The sequence below is a fragment of the Flavimobilis rhizosphaerae genome, assembly GCF_014852685.1.
Taxonomy (GTDB): Bacteria; Actinomycetota; Actinomycetes; order Actinomycetales; family Cellulomonadaceae; genus Flavimobilis; species Flavimobilis rhizosphaerae.
Genome location: NZ_JACZDF010000002.1, coordinates 282,052 through 298,366, shown reverse-complemented (window position 1 = coordinate 298,366; position 16,315 = coordinate 282,052). Strand labels below are relative to the sequence as shown.

Here is a 16,315-nt window from a genome sequence, read left to right as displayed (position 1 = left end):
GAAGCCAACAAACCTCGACGCTCACCCCATCCGGAACGACGTCCCGCCCATGACGCGACCTCAGCCGATGGGGACGTCGAGGAAGCGGTGCGCGCTCGATGCGTGAACCGCCACAGTCGTCGCCGCAGGATCGGCGTCCGGTCGCACGAGGACGTCGCGACGCACGACAACCGGGACGGGCAGCAAGTCAGCCGCCGAGCTCCGCAGAGGATCGTCCCACGCGGCCACCGTCCCGCCGACGGCGGGTACGACGTCGGGCCGTGCGCCAGCGCGGGACGCCAGCACGATGCGCGTGGCTGCACACGGCAACCCGCCTGGTGAGGTGTGGCGCCTCCCGGCCGCTGCTGACGGGCGTCGACCGCAGTGGCACGTCCGAGCACCGGACCGGTTCGAGATCGTCCTGTGACGCCCGCCATCTGAAGGGTGAGAGCCAGTGCGCCAGAAGAGGCGCACAGACGACTTCGCGCCGCAGCACATCCGGAAGGGGTGCCACCGTGACGACAGGACCGCTCCCCCGCCTCCGCGTCGACCTCACGAGCCGGGGGGGGAAGGAGCGCGGACCCCGTCACAGGATGAGCGTGAGGACCTCGTCGCCGATCTGGATGGTTGATCCCGCTGCAAGCCGGACGGGCACGTAGCGCTCAACAGGCGCGCCGTCGACCAACGTCCCGTTCGTCGAGCCGTTGTCGGTGAGCGCCCACCCAGCGCCCTCCGCGTAGAGGAGCGCATGGTTCTTGCTCACGGTATCGCCCGAGATCGCGATGTCGACGCGCGCGCGACGACGACCGAGGACCATGACCTGCTTGTCGAGCGCGATGACCTCCCCGGACGACTCCCGTCGGAGCCACGCATGCACGGCCGGCGGGCCGCCGGGCTGCCCTTGCGGGGTCGCAGGGGCACCCGCCACCGGCCCAGCGGCGTAGTTCTCCGCGATGACCTGCGGCACTGCGAGAGCGCCAGCAGCGTGATCCACGACGGCGGCGGGGTGCCCGACCGGGGTGGCTCCATGCTGCGGAGCGACGACGTGCGGGGCCACGGGCTGCGGCACCGCGGGCTGCGTCTCCGACCGCCCTCGTCGCTGCTGCTCGTAGAGCTCCTTGTTCTCCTTGGTCCAGTGCTGGAGAAGGTAGAGGAGGCTCATCGGCTTCTCGTCACCCGCCCCGCCCGGCTCACCGCGACGGACATGCGGCAAGGGAGCCTCCGGCGACGGGAATTGATCCGTCGAGCGATGATCGGCGCGGTCACGTGGCGGCGGCGCCACCACACCGTGCGACGTCGGGGGACCGCCCGGCGGCGGCCCTGTGTGGAACTGCGGGGTTCCCACGACCGGGCTCGGCTCGCCCCGTCCGACCTCGAGGTTCCGGAGCGTACGCGACACGAGGCCGAGGTCCACCGGAACCGACGGCGGAAGCACCGCGACGAGCTCGCCGACGTAGTCGCGGTCCTCTGCACGGTCGTACCAGAGGTGGAGGAGAAACTCACGGAGCGATGCCGCCAGGTCATCAGCAGCGCGTTCGCGCAACGGCACACAGAGGACGCTGGGTACGAAGGACTCCGGATCGATGTACACGTGGTCACGTGTCAGTGCGAAGGACTCGACACCGATCATGAACTTCTCAGCCTCGACGAGCGTCTCGACCAGACCGTCGACGAGTGTGAGAACGGTCTGCCGTCTGCCGCTGTGCTCACGCATCTCGGTCAGTGGCACAAGACCCGTGATGTCGTACCGGAAGACTGTCCGTCCGTCGAGCGCGCTGCGCTGAGGCACGATGACACGCCCGATCTCGTTGTGCGTGACCATCCCCCACACGACGTTGTCGATGGCGGAGTCGTCCGCCACGAGCACGAGATGCGTACGCCCACCGGCCGTCTCTGACTCGAACACAGTTGTCACCTCTTGTGGCGCAGAAGTTGAAGGATCTTCCAGCTCGCGGCATCGCCCTCCGATGGCCCAGCGACGAGCACCAAGGACGCGCCCGAGGGCGTGAACGCTGTCGCCGCGCGGAAAGCCGGCTCGATGACGAGCGTGCCCGCACCGTTGACGTAGCCCCACATGCCACCCTGCTGGACGGGAGCAAGGCCGACCGCGAACGACCGAGCATCCTCGTACGTCGGCTGCAGGAGCCAGGCGCCCTGAGGATCGATGAACCCCCAGGCCCCGCCGGACCGCACCGCGGCACCGCCGTCCGCGAAGGGGTGGGCCGCTTCGAGGACCAGGTCCGACACGGTCGAACCCGAGGCATCGAACATCCGGAACCCGTCGCTCGTACGTCCGAAGAACCGACCGCTGCTACCGAGCGAACCCTGGGCGTCGAGAGCCACCTCGAGCAGCCCGTCGACGACGACCGTCCCGTCACGTCGGACGACCTTCCAGGTCTCGCCCACCCGGACCGGGGCGAGGCCATCCGAGAAGACACCAGCCTCGTCGAACGTTGCGTCAGCCATGACCGGCATGTAGGACTCGTCGAGATACACCCAACGTCCGTCGCTCCGCTGCGCCGGGAAGATGCCGTCGACCTTGGGCCCGAGACGTGTGTAGCTCGTCCGGGTCGCAGCGAGGCTGCGGGCCCCCGCCAGATCGACGAAGTATGGGCCTCCCTCGTCGTCGATGACCGGCACCGAGTCGTCACCAGCAGGCCCGATCTTGGCGTGCGACGGCCCGAGGGAGCGCACCGAGCTGTCGATGAGACGCCAACCACCGCTCGTCGCCACGGCTGCGACACCGTTGACGAACGGGATCGCGTCGACATAGCCGGAGCCGCTGAGTTCGTAGTCATAGGCGATCTCGACAGACGCCGCCGTGAGCCGGTCGCTCGACACGGATGCCCCAACCGCCCTGTCGAGGATCTCGTACGCGGTGTCGTGGTCGCCGTCCTCCAGCGCGATCCGGAGCAGCTCCTCGTACGGGAACGCCTGGTCAGGGAACCCACGGAGCGCGCGTTCGAGCGCGGCCCCGTAGACGTCGTGGCTCTCGTTCGCAGCGAGGTAGTCGAGCAGCTCCCGCTGGAGCGGCCACTCGGGCTGCAGCTTGAGAGCTGCCTCATATCCCGCGACGACGTCACGCGTGACGCCGCGGCTCGCGGCGTCACGCGCCGCGACGACGTTCTCCTCGTAGCTCTCGCGCAGCGAGATGTTCGTCCGCGCAAGGCTCCACCACCCTCCGCCCACGACGACGACGAGAACGGCGAGCACGACAAGACGGTTGCGACGCATCACGATCCAGGTAGAGAGACAAGAACGACGGCTGCGAGCGTTCCGAGAAGCACGAACGGCGCAAACGGGATAGCAGCACGCCTCGACCTGCGCTTCGTGCTGAGGACGAACACGGTATACACGAACGCCGCCACGAACGACGCCATGATCGACCAGATCGCAAGTTGCGGGCCGAGGAGGAGCGGGAGCACGGCGAACAGCTTGAGATCGCCGACCCCGATGCTCCGCCTGTTGACGAGCCGCGCGAGCCCGAGCACAGCAAGGATGACGACCGCGACGGCCACCTCCGCACGCAGCGCGAGCCAGACACCCGGAACATCCCTGGCGACATCGATACCGAGCACCACGGCCCTCACGCCCAGCAGAGCCACGAGGACGGAGTCGGGCACGACGCCATGGCGCAGATCCACGACCGCGACCGGGACGAGCGCCACGAGCACCATCGCGATACGGACCTGGTACGTCGCGGTGAGCTCCGCGGGCATCCACAGCACCGCGAGGACCACGACGAGGGCGAGGACGCCCCACGGACCCAGCACGGCGAGGGACCGTACCGCGGGCCGGGCATCGGCAGCCAGCGCCGCTTCTGCAAGATCGGTCCCAGCGCGCGACACCGGCCCCGCCCCCGCCGCCACGCTCGAGCCTGAAGGATCCGGAGCGCTCTCCGCCGCAGCATCGACGCCATCGCCCGCACCATCGGCCAGCCCTGCGCTCGGCAGCGACGAGGACGCTCCCACTGGGACGACCCGCAGATACCAAGCTGCCACCCACGCGGCGCACGCGGTGAGGGCGATGACGACACCCGGAGTCACTTCGCAACCTCAGGATCGCCCCAGCGCGCGGTCTCCGCAGCCGCCATCATGCTGATGCGCCGCTCGCCGAAGAACCACAACCGGACCTCGTACGTCCCCTCGAGGTGGACCTTCTCGCCCGTGAGGACGGTCGTGCTGTCGCCGAACTCCACCCCGCCGGCGCCGCCGACGAGCCCGAGGCTCTTGAGCGTCGCATCCTGCGACGCGAGCTCTGACTTCACGACCCTGCTGGCCATCTCGGGGTCCGGAGTGTCGGTGCGCATGAGGGTGAACGGGTTGTCGGTGGACTCCGATCCTGAGCCGCCGGTGAACAGCGTCACGAGCTTCTCGACCGCAGTGATGACCACGCCGGCGTCCTGCGTCACCGAGGTCGACTTCATGTAGCTCGCCTGGGACAACGACACCGCTGCCTGGTTGACCGCTGTCGACACCTTCGCCTGGACGATCGCGACGGAGCTCAGCTGGAGGATGAGGAACATGAAGAACAGATAGATCGGGATCGCGATGGCGGCCTCGAGCACGAGGTAGCCCCCGCTCCCCCGGGTCGACCTCAGGCATGCGCCTCGCATCAGAACCCCCCGGCGCTGGTGAGTCTGAAGGTGCCCTTGTCACCTGCGAAGAGGCCCGCACCTGAGTCGGTCCCCCCGAAGAAAGTCGAGACGAAAGGCTTCACCTTGTACTCGGTCGACACCGTAAAGGCGGTCGCCGCGTTGACGAGTCTCACGTCGCCGCGGTCCATGTAGTGCATGTTGAACTGCACGACGTCGGCCGTCCGGGCGAGCATCTCATCCGAGCGTCCGCTCCACCAGAAGATGAGGAAGATCTTGAGGTAGTGAACGTATCCGAGCGACAGGCCCTGCATCTTCTTCGTGTTGTTCGAGTAGTCACGGTCCGACTGGCCTAGATAATCCTTCGAGATGTAGCCGATCTTGAGCGCTTCCTTGCCGAGCGCCCCGTCGAACCTCAGGACCTTGATGTTCTCGTGCATGAACGGCACGAGATGCCCGCCGTCGAGCTTCGAAAGGTCGCTGTAGGTCTGCAGGAGCGCGGCGATGAACGGCACGGCCGGAGCCATCCACGCGATCGGCCAGATAGCTGCGACCACGGTGCGGATAGACGTCACGAGCTTGTCGCGGAAAGCCACGATGGTGTTGACAGCCATCCGGATCAGTGTGATGAAACCGTAGGTGGCGGCCGCGTTCCCGAGCCCTGTGAGGATGTACTCGACCTCGGTCGCGCAGGTGTCGCTCCAGCACTTGGCCGGGTACTTCTCCTGAGAGATCCGTTTCCCGGGATCGCCCGTCGACACGGCACCGGTCTCGGCGGGCCGCTTCCCTTCCTTGTCCGCCTTCGCCTTCGCCTCGTTGTCCTTCTTGCTCTTCTGCGCGGCGCAGGCCGAGCTGAAGAGACAGCTCTGGACGTCCGACTCCTGCGCCGTGACCGAGACATTCTTCAGAGACGAGTACGTGAACATCCCCGTGACGTACTCGGCGAAGTAGATCCCGTCCCTCACATGCTCGGCAAAGTCTCCGAGCTTGCCCAGCAGGCTCAGCACACTGTCGAGCAGCCCGGTGGCCTTGGTGTTGACCTCATCCGTCGCGTCGTCGTCGATGTCGGCGAAGCTCCCGATCGCACCGTCGATCTCGATGACCTCACCGGTGACGCTCGGGCGCTCGTCCCACGCGCCAACGCCGGCCTCGAGCGGCGTCGCCTTCTTCTCGAACAGTCCCTTGGTGAACTCGACGTGCTCGGCAGCCTGGTTCTTCAGGCCGATGATCATTGCCTTGAAGCTCTCCTTGGCGGAGCTTGTCACCTCATCCGCAACGCTCTCGGCGACGTAGCGCCCGACCGCGTCCTTGATCTTCACCAGCTTGGTGTCGACCCACTTCTTCGTCACCGAGAGGAGGACCGCACTGGTGAGGTCCTTGAACGGGCCTCGAATGTCGGTCCGGAACGTCTCGTAGATCTTCGTCCAGCCGAAGCCCAGCAACGCCTTGAGCGCCGCGTCGTCGAGCTCGAAGTCGTCCTTCGCGATCGCGTCTTTCATGCCGTCGCGCGCCGCGGCGATCCCGTCGAGGATCAGTCCGTTGATCTTGTACGGGGTGTACTTCTTCTCGAGGATGTCCTTCGAGTCCTTGATGAAGCGCTCGGCGGCCTTCGTGAGCTCCTCGCGGTCGACCGCTGGCAGCTCGTCAACGACGTCCTTGAGAACAGCACGCGCGATCGACTCGATCATTCCCGCGTCGCCCTCGGCGTCCGCGACGTCGTTCGCCTCGGCGTTCCCGGTGTCCTTGTCCTTCTTGATCGCCGGCTTGAGCTCCTTATCGACGTACTCGAGCAGCGAGTTGGCCGCCTTCTGGACGTCGACAGGGTTGAGATCGAGGGACAGGGTCATGACGGTCCCGACCTTCGACCGAGCCGTCTCGAGCAGCGTGCGCGCCTCGTCGACCGACGCTTGTGCGGCCTTGAGTGCGCGCCCGTTGCTGTCCGACGGGTCGAGGTCGTTCGCGATGCTCGCCTCGAGCAGGTTCTTGAGGCGGGACTCGAGGCTGTCCGGGCCGGTCGCGAGGAGACCGTCGACCGCTTCGATAGCGGTCTCTGCCTCCGCCATCGCCGGAATGAGCTTCTCGATCGTCTCGAACAGCTTGTTCACTGCCTCGATGAGCTTGGCGAGCTTGTTGATGCCGTCGATGCGCTTCTTGATGACGTCCAGCTTGGTCTCGAGGTTGCGCAACCAGTTGATGGAGTCGGCGAGCTGACTGAGGAAGTCGGCAGGTGCGCGGTACTTCATGTACTCGACGATCTGGTTCGCGAGGACCTTTGACTGTCCGAGGTTCGCGTTCGCGACGACCGACGCGCTGCCGGCCTCGCCCGTGAGTTCGATCCGCAGCAGGTCGCCGCCCTCCCCGGACGACACCGCCGTCTCGAGCAGCGCGGTCGCGTCGGCACCGAGGCCATCCGCCTCGAGCACTGCGAGGAGCCCGAACGTCTTGCGGAGGTCGTCGTCGTGCTGGGCGAGGAGATCGTTGATGACGAGCTGCTCGGCGGACCGGACGACCGAGCGCGCGAGCACGCCGCGGCTACCGTCGACGAACATCCCTGCGAGGGCGACGACGGGAACGAGCACCATCGTCAGGATGAGCGTGACCGAACCGGGCGAACCTGAACCATGACGCCGTCGGCGACGCCCGAACGTGACGCGAGGCCGCGTGCTTGCGCCGGTCCTCACTTCACGATCCCTGCGATGGCGCTCTCGAAGTTCGACACCGCGGTCGCGATCGTCTCCACCGAGTCCCCGATCTCCTTGCCGCCCGACGCTTCGTAGAGGTCATCCATCATGTCGATGTTGCGCACGAGCTCTCCCATGGGTGTGACCGTTGACGTCGCGCGTGCGTCGAGGTTGAGACGCACCTCGCCGCTAGGGATGAGTGCCTTGTGCACCGGAACCCCTATTCCGTAGGAGGCTTCGACGGACACCTCGCCACGAACGATCTTCGACTCGTACGTCACTGTGGCGCCGCGACCGTCGAACTTCGGGGCAAGGCCGAAGAAGCTCGCGGTCTCTGCGTTGAGGAGCTCGTCGACGAGCGTCCGGGTCCCTCTGAGCGCCTCGTCCGTCGCGGTGCCTGCTGTGCCCGAGAAGATGTAGCGATACGGGTCGTTCCGGATCTCCGAAGGGTCGAGCGAACCACGACCCGTGTCCGGGTTGATCGCGATCTTCGGCAGCGATGCGCTAGCGACCTGTGACGCCCCCCGGATCGACGCGTCGAGCACGATCGCCTCGACCCTGGCCCGCTGGTAGTAAATGTCCCCGAGGAAGAGCACCAGTGCGAGAACCATGAAGACCACCGGATAGACGAAGACCGCCTCGACGACGATCATTCCTGAGGATCCCCCCGGTCGCCGCTGTACTCGTGGGCTCATGCCCCCTCCTCCGCCTCGGTGCCGACCCCTGCCGCGCAGCCGCGGTGCCACGGAGGACTCCGTGGCACCGCGTCGCACTAGATGCTCTTCGAGTTCACGTCGTTGACCCCGCCGTCGATCGTCTCGATGAGGTCGTTGATCCAACCACCGATCTTCTCGCGGAAGAGCACGATGAGGGCGACCGCGATAACGATGAGGAGCACCGTCGCGATGATGTTGACCTCGCCGCGGTCCGAGCGCATGGCGAGGCGCAGGTCGTCGATCCGTCCGAGGAGGGCGGCCTGGAACTTGTACATGGGAATCCCCTGTTCTGTGTTGGCGATGACGTGCGTGTGCTGGTTGGCGATGACGTGCGTGTGCTGCTCTGGGCCCGGGATCGACGGGCCCTGGTGGGTGGTGTCAGGCGTCGGGCTGCATAGCGTTGGGCTGGTAGGCGACGACCTTGTACTCGGCGACGTCCTCCAACGCGGCCAACCCCTGGAAGGCCTTTCCACCGCCGTTCCACGCTCCCGCGTAGGTCGCGGGAAGATTGATCGTCCCGGTCTCCCCCGAGTTGATGAACTCGGCCTGGGACGTGTAGAACGACGCGACAACCGTCCCCGACGCGTCGAGCCCGACGACGTAGAGGAAGTCGGTCGACATGATGCCGAACGCCTTCGGCATACCGTCGTTCGTCCCGCGCTTGACGACCGAGACGGGAAGCAGGGTGTCGCCGCCCTCGCCCGTGAGCGGCTCGACCTTGAGGTCGGCGTCGTAGTAGTCGTACACGGGCGACGTCTGGACCCACGAGACCTTGATGTCGAGATCCTCGGTCGGGCTCGCGTCCTTGGTGTCGCTCTCGAACTCAAACTCCCGCTCGAGCGCGAACGCCTGGATGTTGACCGAGGCACCTGCGTCGAGGACTGCGACGACCGAGTCCTCCATATAGCTGCCCCCGGAACCGGTGACGGTGATGCCGACCTGGATCATGCACTGGGCGGAGATCGGGTTGGTGAGGGTGACCGGGATCGAGTGGCGCCACGTCGTCCCGACCCGTTCCGCGACCTCGTCGTCGAACCCGACGATGTCACCGAACGAGGCGTAGCTCGTGATCGTGTCGTCGCGGAGGTTGTCGACGCTCGGGCAGAGGTCACCACCCGAGGGAGATTCGACCGTGGGCCCTCCCGAACCAGAGGACGTCTTCCCGGCCTGGGGCGTGGTCGGCGCCGGCGCGGGGTCTCCCCCGCACGCAGCGACGAGCAGGAGCGGTGTCAGCACCAGAGCGGCGAGCGTCGTGCGTGAACGGGTGCGGCTGTGCCTGGTCATCATCGGTTCCTCCCAAGGCACCACGGAGCACGCTGGCCCCCGACACCCCTGATCGCGTTCTGCAAGTTCGTTGCGCCGTGAGCATACGGTCGCCTCAGAGGGCTCGCAACAGATAGGAAGAGGCTCCGGCGCCGTCCGAACGCGGACACCCGGACCGTGCCGGTGCGCGCCCTCGCGCGCCTCGCCCGCAGGTTGGTTCTCAGGAGGTGGAAGCGACGCATCGTCGCTATGCTCCTTCGCAGCAGTGCCCGAAACGAGGGCAGACAGGGGCCCGAATGCGCATCCAGCTCGTTATTCTCGACACGGACCATGAGTACCTGCGGCGCCTGAGCGCGCACCTCGCAGAGCTCTATCCGGGCCGCATCGACGTCCACGCGTACTCCGACCTCGAGGGGGCGATCGCTGGCATCGCCGCGGTGCGTGCCCATGCGGTGCTCGTCGGCGCCGCGTTCGACGTCTCGCCCTCGGACCTGCCTGCGCGCTGTGCGTTCGGTCGGCTCACGGACTCACCGACCGTCGCGTCGATCGACGGGGTCCCCGCCGTGGCGCGCTACACGAAGACGAGCGAGTTCTTCCGCCAGGTCATCGACCTCGTGAGCTCGGCATCAGGCTCCGTCGAGATCCGTAAGCGCACTTCGGGCAAGGCTCCGCGACTCATCGTGACGACGTCGGCAGCGGGAGGTTCCGGCACGACCTCGCTCGCCGCGGCCCTCGCCCGTTCCCTCGCGATGCAACCGACCCCCGTCAACGTTCTCTACCTCGACCTCGACCCCACGAGCGATGCCGGAGCGACGCTCGAGACCGCCGGCGCTGACGGACCCACCATGAGCGACGTCATCTATGCGATCAAGCGCCGTCGAGGAGACATCGACTCGCAGCTCATGAGCGTCATGCGCCGGGACGCCTACGGCGTCCACCATTTCGCAGCGACGCGCGACCCGGCCGACATCCTCGACCTCACGGCCGACGATCGCGCGATCCTGCTCGAGCGGTTGACCTCGAACTCCTCGATCGACGTCGTCATCCTCGACATCCCGTTCACAGCCGTCGTCGCGCAGTGGTCCGTCCTCGAGCACGCCCACCGCGTCCTGCTCGTCGCCCGCGCAGACGGTCAAGGAAGCCTCCGGACGGAACGCGCCCGCAGGATCCTCGAACGACTCGACGCGACCCACGAGAGCAGCGTCGTGCCGAGGACCTCGCTCCTCCGGACTCGTCTCGACCCACGCGGCCCCGCACCTGCGGACGTTTCCTCCCTTCCCACGCTCCTCACGCTGCCGGATCTCGGCGATGCCGAGGGCCAGGTCGTCGACCAGATCTACGCGAGCGGAGCGCTTCACCCTGTGGTCTCGATGGTGCTGGCATGACTCCCGACGAGCTGAGCAGCCTCGCCGACTCCCTGCGCGCCGCCGTCCTTCTCGATCCGGCCCTCGTACGGCTCGACGACGACGAGCTGGAATCCCACATCCGCACGATGCTGGGCGAACGCACGTCATCGAGCTACCTCTCGATCTCCGAGCAGGTGAACATCGTCCAGCAGGTGTATGGCTCGATTCGTGGGCTCGGGCTCCTCGACAGCCTCATGGCAGACGAAGCCGTCACCGAGGTCATGGTCAACGGGCCTGACAACATCTTCGTCGAGCGCGACGGCCGGGTCACGCGGCTCGACGTGAGCTTCGAGAGTGCGCGTCGACTCGAGGACATCATCCAACGCATCGTCGGGCTCGCCGGCCGCGAGGTCAACCAGGCGAACCCCATCGTCGATACGAGGCTCGCCGACGGGTCCCGCGTCAACGTCGTGCTCCCACCGGTCGCGCTCGACGGACCGACCGTGACGATCCGCAAGTTCTCGACGGAGCCCATGACCATGAAGCGGCTCGTCGGCTACGGCTCCGTGACCGAAGAGGTTGCCGAACTCCTCCGCGTCCTCGTCAAGGCCAAGTACAACATCTTCATCAGTGGCGGCACAGGATCCGGCAAGACGACGTTTCTCAACGCACTGAGCAACTTCATCGGCCACGACGAGCGTGTCATCACCATCGAGGACTCCGCGGAGCTGCAGATCGACGGGGTCGAGAATCTCGTCCGCCTCGAGACCCGCAACGCGAACGTCGCAGGCACCGGAGAGATCTCGATCCGCGATCTCATCCGCTCATCGCTCCGCATGCGTCCCGAACGCGTCGTCGTCGGCGAGGTGCGCGGCGCCGAAGCCCTCGACATGCTCCAGGCGATGAACACCGGGCACGACGGGTCCCTCTCGACCGGCCACGCGAACTCGACGACCGACATGCTCTCGAGGCTCGAGACCATGGTCCTCCAGGCGTCGGCGACGCTCCCGCTCGAGGCGATCCGCCAGCAGATCGCCTCGGCTCTCGACATCATCATCCATCTCTCGCGGCTCCGGGACCACTCGCGACGGACGATGGCGATCTCCGAGGTCGTCGGCTACGAGGACGGACGCATCGTCCTCAACACTCTCTACGAGTTCCGTGAGGACAGCGTCAGCAGCCAGAGCGTGGTCGTTGGTTCGCTCGTCCGCACCGAGAACCCCTTCCTCGGCACCGAGAAGCTTCGGCTCGCCGGCTACGACCTCACCATCTGAAGGACACCATGGCAGCACGCTCGCCCAAGCTCCCGCAGCGGAGGCCCTCGCTCATCAGCGTTCCTGCGTACGACTACCGCGTGTACCACCTCACGCTCGCCGAACGGCTCGTCTACGGACTCCTCGCCCTCACCGTAGGCGGAGCCATCGGGTACCTCTTCTTCGGAGGACTCGCCACCGATGCGGACGGCCACGCGACGGTCGCAACGTACGTCCTGAACGGCATCGCCGTCGGCGTCCCCGCCATCTTCGCGACGCGGACGTTCCTCCGCGTGCGCACCGAGCAGATCCGCGCGACGAAGGTAAGGACGCTCGAGACGCAGTTCCGCGACATGCTCGACTCCCTGAGCGTCTCGCTCGCCTCCGGCGGAACGGTGATTCAGGGCTTCAACGCGGCACGCAGCGACATGGAGCGGCAGTACGCTGCCGATGCGCCGATCGTCCAGGAGCTCAACCTCATCATCGCCGGGTTCCACAACAGCATCCGGGTCGAGGACATGCTGACCGACCTCGGCGAGAGGAGCGGCAGCGACGACGTCGCGTCCTTCGCCAACGTCTTCCGCATCGCCTACCTGCGTGGTGCGGACATGAAGCAGGCCGTCCAGAACACCCACGTCGTCATCTCCGAGAAGATGGCGATCAGCGCGGAGATCGAGACGAGCCTCGTGGCGGGCAAGAACGAGTCCTTCATCATGGTCGCGATCCCCATCGTGCTCGTCGGGATCCTCAAGTCCGGTGGCGGCGGGTTCGCCGATGCGCTCCGCACACCCGTTGGAGTGATGAGCACGATGGCTGCGGTCGCACTCTTCGTCGCCGCGTACGTCATGGCCCGCAAGATCATGTCGATCAAGTTCTAGGGGCTCCGATGTTCACAGTCACCCAGGTCGTCCTCATGGGCGTAGGAACCGTGCTCCTCGGTACGTGGATCGTCCTCCTCGTCCGCGGAAGGCAGCACGACGCCATCTTCGCCAACCTCGACAGGTCGGCGTTCCCGCTGTCCGACCTCTACGCACTCGGGTACGAGGGGCTCCTCCTGTCCGGCTACAGCTTCCAGACGTCGCAGGACGTCAAGCTCCGCCAGCTGCTCGACATCACGTTCGGTCAGCGTTACTCGGAGTTCTACCTCCGGGTCCTGCGCTCGCAACAAGCAGCGATCGGACTCACTGGAACGATCGCTGCGTTCGGCGCATACGGACTCACCAACTCGTTGGAGATCCTCGGCCTCGCCATCGTCGTCGCCTGCCTCCTCGCCTTCTACATGACCGAGCGCATCAAGACACAGGTGCGCACGCGGAACGCCGAGATGATGCGCGACTTCTGCGAGGTCATCTCGACGCTCGCGCTGCTCACCAACGCGGGCATGATCCTCCGCGAGGCATGGGCGATGACCGCGCGCGGTGGCAGCACCGCAATCTACGACGAGATGCGCCGATCGGTCGAACGGATGGAGAACGGCGCGACGGACGTCGACGCGATCCAGGAGTTCGGCACTCGATCGATGCTTCCCGAGGTCAAGAAGGTCTGTGCACTCCTCGTGCAGTCCATCCACCGCGGCGGGGCGGATCTTCCAGCGATGCTCACGTTGCAGAGCGCCGAGGCCTGGCAGGTGAAGAAGCAGATCGTCCTGCGCCAGTCCAACAAGGCCGGGACCAAGCTGCTGCTCCCGATGATGCTCATGTTCGCCGGGATCCTTCTCATGGTCATCGTTCCCATGTTCTCCTCGGTCGGCATGTGACCTCCGCGCTGGACCGGTGACGGTTCACGCTCACCCTGACGCGCGCGCCGCCAGCCACTAGCCTCGGAGGGTCACACACCCCCGGGATGACAGGAACAACCGCCATGACCAGCATTCCCCGGCAGCCGGACGCCCCCCTCGACCTGTCGTGCCCCACGTGCGGCTCCCCGATGACCAACCTCGCCGGCACCGAGATGCTCAGGTGCTCCGCCTGCGGCACGACACGGGCCATGTCGGAGGCCACCACGGTCCAGGTCGCGAGCCACACCTACGAGGACTGGGCAAGGACCGCCGCTGGCCGGTCAGCGAGCGATCTCGGAGGCGTCGTCCTCCGCTGCGAGGGCTGCCACGCGACGACCGAGCAAGCCGCGGTCTCCGACCGCTGCGCATTCTGCGCCTCGCCGCTCGTCCCCGTCGCTGCCCCCGAGGGCATCCTCTCCCCGACCGGCATCGTGCCGTTCACCCTCAGCCGCGCTCAGGCGCAGCAGATCTTCCTCGACTGGCTCCACGCCAAGGAGATCACGCCCGACAGCATCGCCGAGGTCAACGCGGCGGAGCAGCTCACCTCAGTGTTCGTCCCATGGTGGCTCGTCACCGGCCGCGCGACGACCCGCTACGAGGGCAGGAGCGGCCGCGCCACGGTCGTCGGCTACGAGGACGAGGACCGGCTCCGGGAGATCCTCAGATGGACCTGGACGGACGCGTCGGGCACGACCGTCCGTGACGTCGTCGGCACCCCCGTCGGCGCTGCGCACCTCACCGACGAGGTGCGCCGCCTCCTCAAGGGGACCGAGATCACCGGAGCGCGCGACTTCCGACCCGAGCTCGTCGCCGGACATCAGGTCTCTCGGTACGACGTCGAGCCTCAGGTCGCCGTCGACGAGACCGCCCGCCTCGCGGTCCCCGTCATCACGTCCGACATCAAGCGCACCATCGACGGCGACGCCGCGGAGGTCACCCAGCAGCTCACCGCGTGGAGCGACGTCCGTCTCGCGCTCGTCCTCACACCCGTGTGGCTCATCACCTTCCATCACGAAGGCAGGGTGTGGAACGTCGCGATCGACGACCGGACGAGCCGGGTCAACGGCGAGTTCCCGCTCGACAAGGCCAAGGTCGCCAAGGCCTTCGCCGGGTGCTTCGCGCAGCTCGCGCTCGCCGCCGCGGTCGCCGCGGTCGCGATGTGGGCGTGGATCAAGTTCTTCTGACGCCGACCTCAGCGCATTCCGCAGCGGCTCCGCGCCCGGCCCCGCACGAGCGCGAGCGGCGGAGCCGCTGCGGAAACGCGGACGAGGCCCGCACCACCGTCGTGGTGCGGGCCTCGTCCGCGTTCAGCGTGTGCCCCGAGGGGCACGGATCACTTGAGGGTGACCGTGGCGCCGGCGCCCTCGAGGGCAGCCTTGGCCTTCTCGGCCTGCTCCTTGTTGACCGGCGACTCGAAGACGGCCTTGGGGGCGCCGTCGACGAGGTCCTTGGCCTCCTTGAGGCCGAGCGACGTGAGCGCGCGGATCTCCTTGATGACCTGGATCTTCTTGTCGCCCGCGGCCTCGAGGATGACCTCGAACTCGTCCTTCTCCTCAGCGGCCTCAGCGGCGCCGCCCGCGGCGGGTGCAGCAACGGCGACGGCGGCCGGAGCGGCAGCGGTGACCTCGAAGACGTCCTCGAAGGCCTTGACGAACTCGGAGAGCTCGATGAGCGTGAGCTCCTTGAAGGCCTCGATGAGCTGCTCGGTGGTGAGCTTCGCCATGATCGGCGTTCCTTTCGGTAGTTCTGCGTGAAGCAGGGGGTGGGGTGGTGATGCCGTGACCTGACCCGGGTGGGGTCAGGCCGCGGTCGACTCCTGCTTCTCGCGCAGAGCGTCGATGGTGCGCACGGCCTGCGAGGCAGGTGCCGTGAACAGGTACGCGGCCTGGTACAGCTTCGCCTTCATAGCGCCTGCTGCCTTGGCCAGGAGAACCTCGCGGGACTCGAGGTCCGCGAGCTTCGTGATGTCCTCAGCCGACAGGGCGCGTCCGTCGAGGACACCGCCCTTGATGACGAGCTGAGGGTTCGCCTTGGCGAAGTCACGCAGGCCCTTGGCCGCCTCGACCGGGTCACCGGTCACGAAGGCGATCGCCGACGGACCGACGAGGGCGTCGGTGTCGAAGTCGACACCGGCCTCCTTGGCCGCGATGGCGGTCAGCGTGTTCTTCACCACGGCGTAGCTTGCGTTGCCGCCGAGCGACCGACGCAGCGTCTTGAGCTGCGCGACGGTGAGCCCGCGGTACTCGGTCAGCATGGCAGCGCTCGACTCGCGGAACAGGTCCGTGAGCTCTGCGACAGCGGCTGCCTTGTCCGGCTTCGCCATGGCAATCCTTCCGATGGTGGTGACCGCCGTCGGTCCCGCCCCGGGAAAGAGAAAGAGCCCCGCGCAGGGCGCGAGGCTCGACGGCGACGATGCGCCGTGCAACTCGTTCCTGCGCTGGTCCCCGCCTCTGCGGAGCTTCGGCCCACCGTGCCGGAGCACGACGGACGACCTGCGGTCTTGGGTAACAAGTGAAACCTACCGTCGCGGCGCCGGTCGACGCAAGTCCGGCGACGCACGTCACACGTGGCGCACCGAGGTCGCGGACCCGCACCTGCTCGAGCGCCTCGCCCGAGCGGCGCGTGGGGCCGCACCGGATCGTGTCGCTCGCCCGTCCCCGGCGCAGCCTGTAGGGAGTTCCCTCACGCGCGACGCCCAAGTGACGT

Annotated in this window: 15 protein-coding genes; 5 read left to right on the top strand and 10 right to left on the bottom strand. The window is 67.0% G+C overall.

Annotated elements, in window-relative coordinates:
• Positions 1-565: 565 nt before the first annotated feature.
• The 8 genes from IGS67_RS04675 to IGS67_RS04640 all read right to left on the bottom strand — a co-directional run bounded on the left by IGS67_RS04675 (position 566) and on the right by IGS67_RS04640 (position 9,254).
• Positions 566-1,885, bottom strand: a complete 1,320-nt coding sequence (locus IGS67_RS04675) for an FHA domain-containing protein (protein ID WP_192278381.1) — start codon at positions 1,883-1,885, stop codon at positions 566-568.
• A 5-nt stretch (positions 1,886-1,890) separates the two neighbouring features.
• Positions 1,891-3,213, bottom strand: coding sequence for a WG repeat-containing protein (locus IGS67_RS04670; RefSeq protein ID WP_192278379.1), 1,323 nt, complete (start codon positions 3,211-3,213; stop codon positions 1,891-1,893).
• Positions 3,213-3,752 carry a prepilin peptidase gene (locus tag IGS67_RS04665; RefSeq protein ID WP_192278377.1) on the bottom strand — a complete coding sequence of 180 codons (540 nt, stop codon included), beginning with the start codon at positions 3,750-3,752 and terminating at the stop codon, positions 3,213-3,215. The genes IGS67_RS04670 and IGS67_RS04665 overlap by 1 nt, the downstream gene beginning before the upstream one ends.
• A gap of 269 nt (positions 3,753-4,021) precedes the next feature.
• Positions 4,022-4,546, bottom strand: a complete 525-nt coding sequence (locus IGS67_RS04660; RefSeq protein WP_192278375.1) for a TadE family protein — start codon at positions 4,544-4,546, stop codon at positions 4,022-4,024.
• A gap of 47 nt (positions 4,547-4,593) precedes the next feature.
• Positions 4,594-7,155 carry a DUF5702 domain-containing protein gene (locus tag IGS67_RS04655; protein ID WP_210767059.1) on the bottom strand — a complete coding sequence of 854 codons (2,562 nt, stop codon included), beginning with the start codon at positions 7,153-7,155 and terminating at the stop codon, positions 4,594-4,596.
• 95 nt (positions 7,156-7,250) lie between these two features.
• Positions 7,251-7,949, bottom strand: coding sequence for a hypothetical protein (locus IGS67_RS04650; protein WP_192278371.1), 699 nt, complete (start codon positions 7,947-7,949; stop codon positions 7,251-7,253).
• A gap of 77 nt (positions 7,950-8,026) precedes the next feature.
• On the bottom strand, positions 8,027-8,245 hold the full coding sequence (locus IGS67_RS04645) for a Flp1 family type IVb pilin (protein ID WP_192278369.1): 219 nt from the start codon (positions 8,243-8,245) through the stop codon (positions 8,027-8,029).
• A gap of 103 nt (positions 8,246-8,348) precedes the next feature.
• The gene (locus IGS67_RS04640; RefSeq protein WP_192278366.1) at positions 8,349-9,254 is read right to left on the bottom strand and encodes a hypothetical protein; all 906 of its coding nucleotides are present in this window, start codon (positions 9,252-9,254) and stop codon (positions 8,349-8,351) included.
• Positions 9,255-9,529: 275 nt separating this feature from the next.
• Here IGS67_RS04640 and IGS67_RS04635 point away from each other — a divergent pair, with 275 nt between their 5' ends.
• The 5 genes from IGS67_RS04635 (at position 9,530) to IGS67_RS04615 (ending at position 14,793) form a co-directional block, all read left to right on the top strand.
• Complete coding sequence (locus IGS67_RS04635; protein ID WP_192278364.1) at positions 9,530-10,618, top strand: P-loop NTPase family protein; 1,089 nt, start codon at positions 9,530-9,532, stop codon at positions 10,616-10,618.
• Complete coding sequence (locus tag IGS67_RS04630; protein WP_192278362.1) at positions 10,615-11,853, top strand: CpaF family protein; 1,239 nt, start codon at positions 10,615-10,617, stop codon at positions 11,851-11,853. The genes IGS67_RS04635 and IGS67_RS04630 overlap by 4 nt, the downstream gene beginning before the upstream one ends.
• An 8-nt stretch (positions 11,854-11,861) precedes the next feature.
• The gene (locus IGS67_RS04625) at positions 11,862-12,710 is read left to right on the top strand and encodes a type II secretion system F family protein (protein ID WP_192278360.1); all 849 of its coding nucleotides are present in this window, start codon (positions 11,862-11,864) and stop codon (positions 12,708-12,710) included.
• A gap of 8 nt (positions 12,711-12,718) precedes the next feature.
• Positions 12,719-13,588, top strand: a complete 870-nt coding sequence (locus IGS67_RS04620) for a type II secretion system F family protein (protein WP_192278358.1) — start codon at positions 12,719-12,721, stop codon at positions 13,586-13,588.
• Between the two features lie 104 nt (positions 13,589-13,692).
• Positions 13,693-14,793, top strand: a complete 1,101-nt coding sequence (locus tag IGS67_RS04615) for a hypothetical protein (RefSeq protein ID WP_192278356.1) — start codon at positions 13,693-13,695, stop codon at positions 14,791-14,793.
• 149 nt (positions 14,794-14,942) lie between these two features.
• Here the strand turns inward: IGS67_RS04615 and rplL are convergent, their stop codons facing one another.
• Positions 14,943-15,332 (bottom strand): 50S ribosomal protein L7/L12, encoded by a 390-nt coding sequence (gene rplL, locus IGS67_RS04610; RefSeq protein WP_102509382.1) that lies wholly within the window; start codon positions 15,330-15,332, stop codon positions 14,943-14,945.
• A gap of 75 nt (positions 15,333-15,407) precedes the next feature.
• Positions 15,408-15,932, bottom strand: coding sequence for a 50S ribosomal protein L10 (gene rplJ / locus IGS67_RS04605; protein ID WP_192278354.1), 525 nt, complete (start codon positions 15,930-15,932; stop codon positions 15,408-15,410).
• Positions 15,933-16,315: the final 383 nt, after the last annotated feature.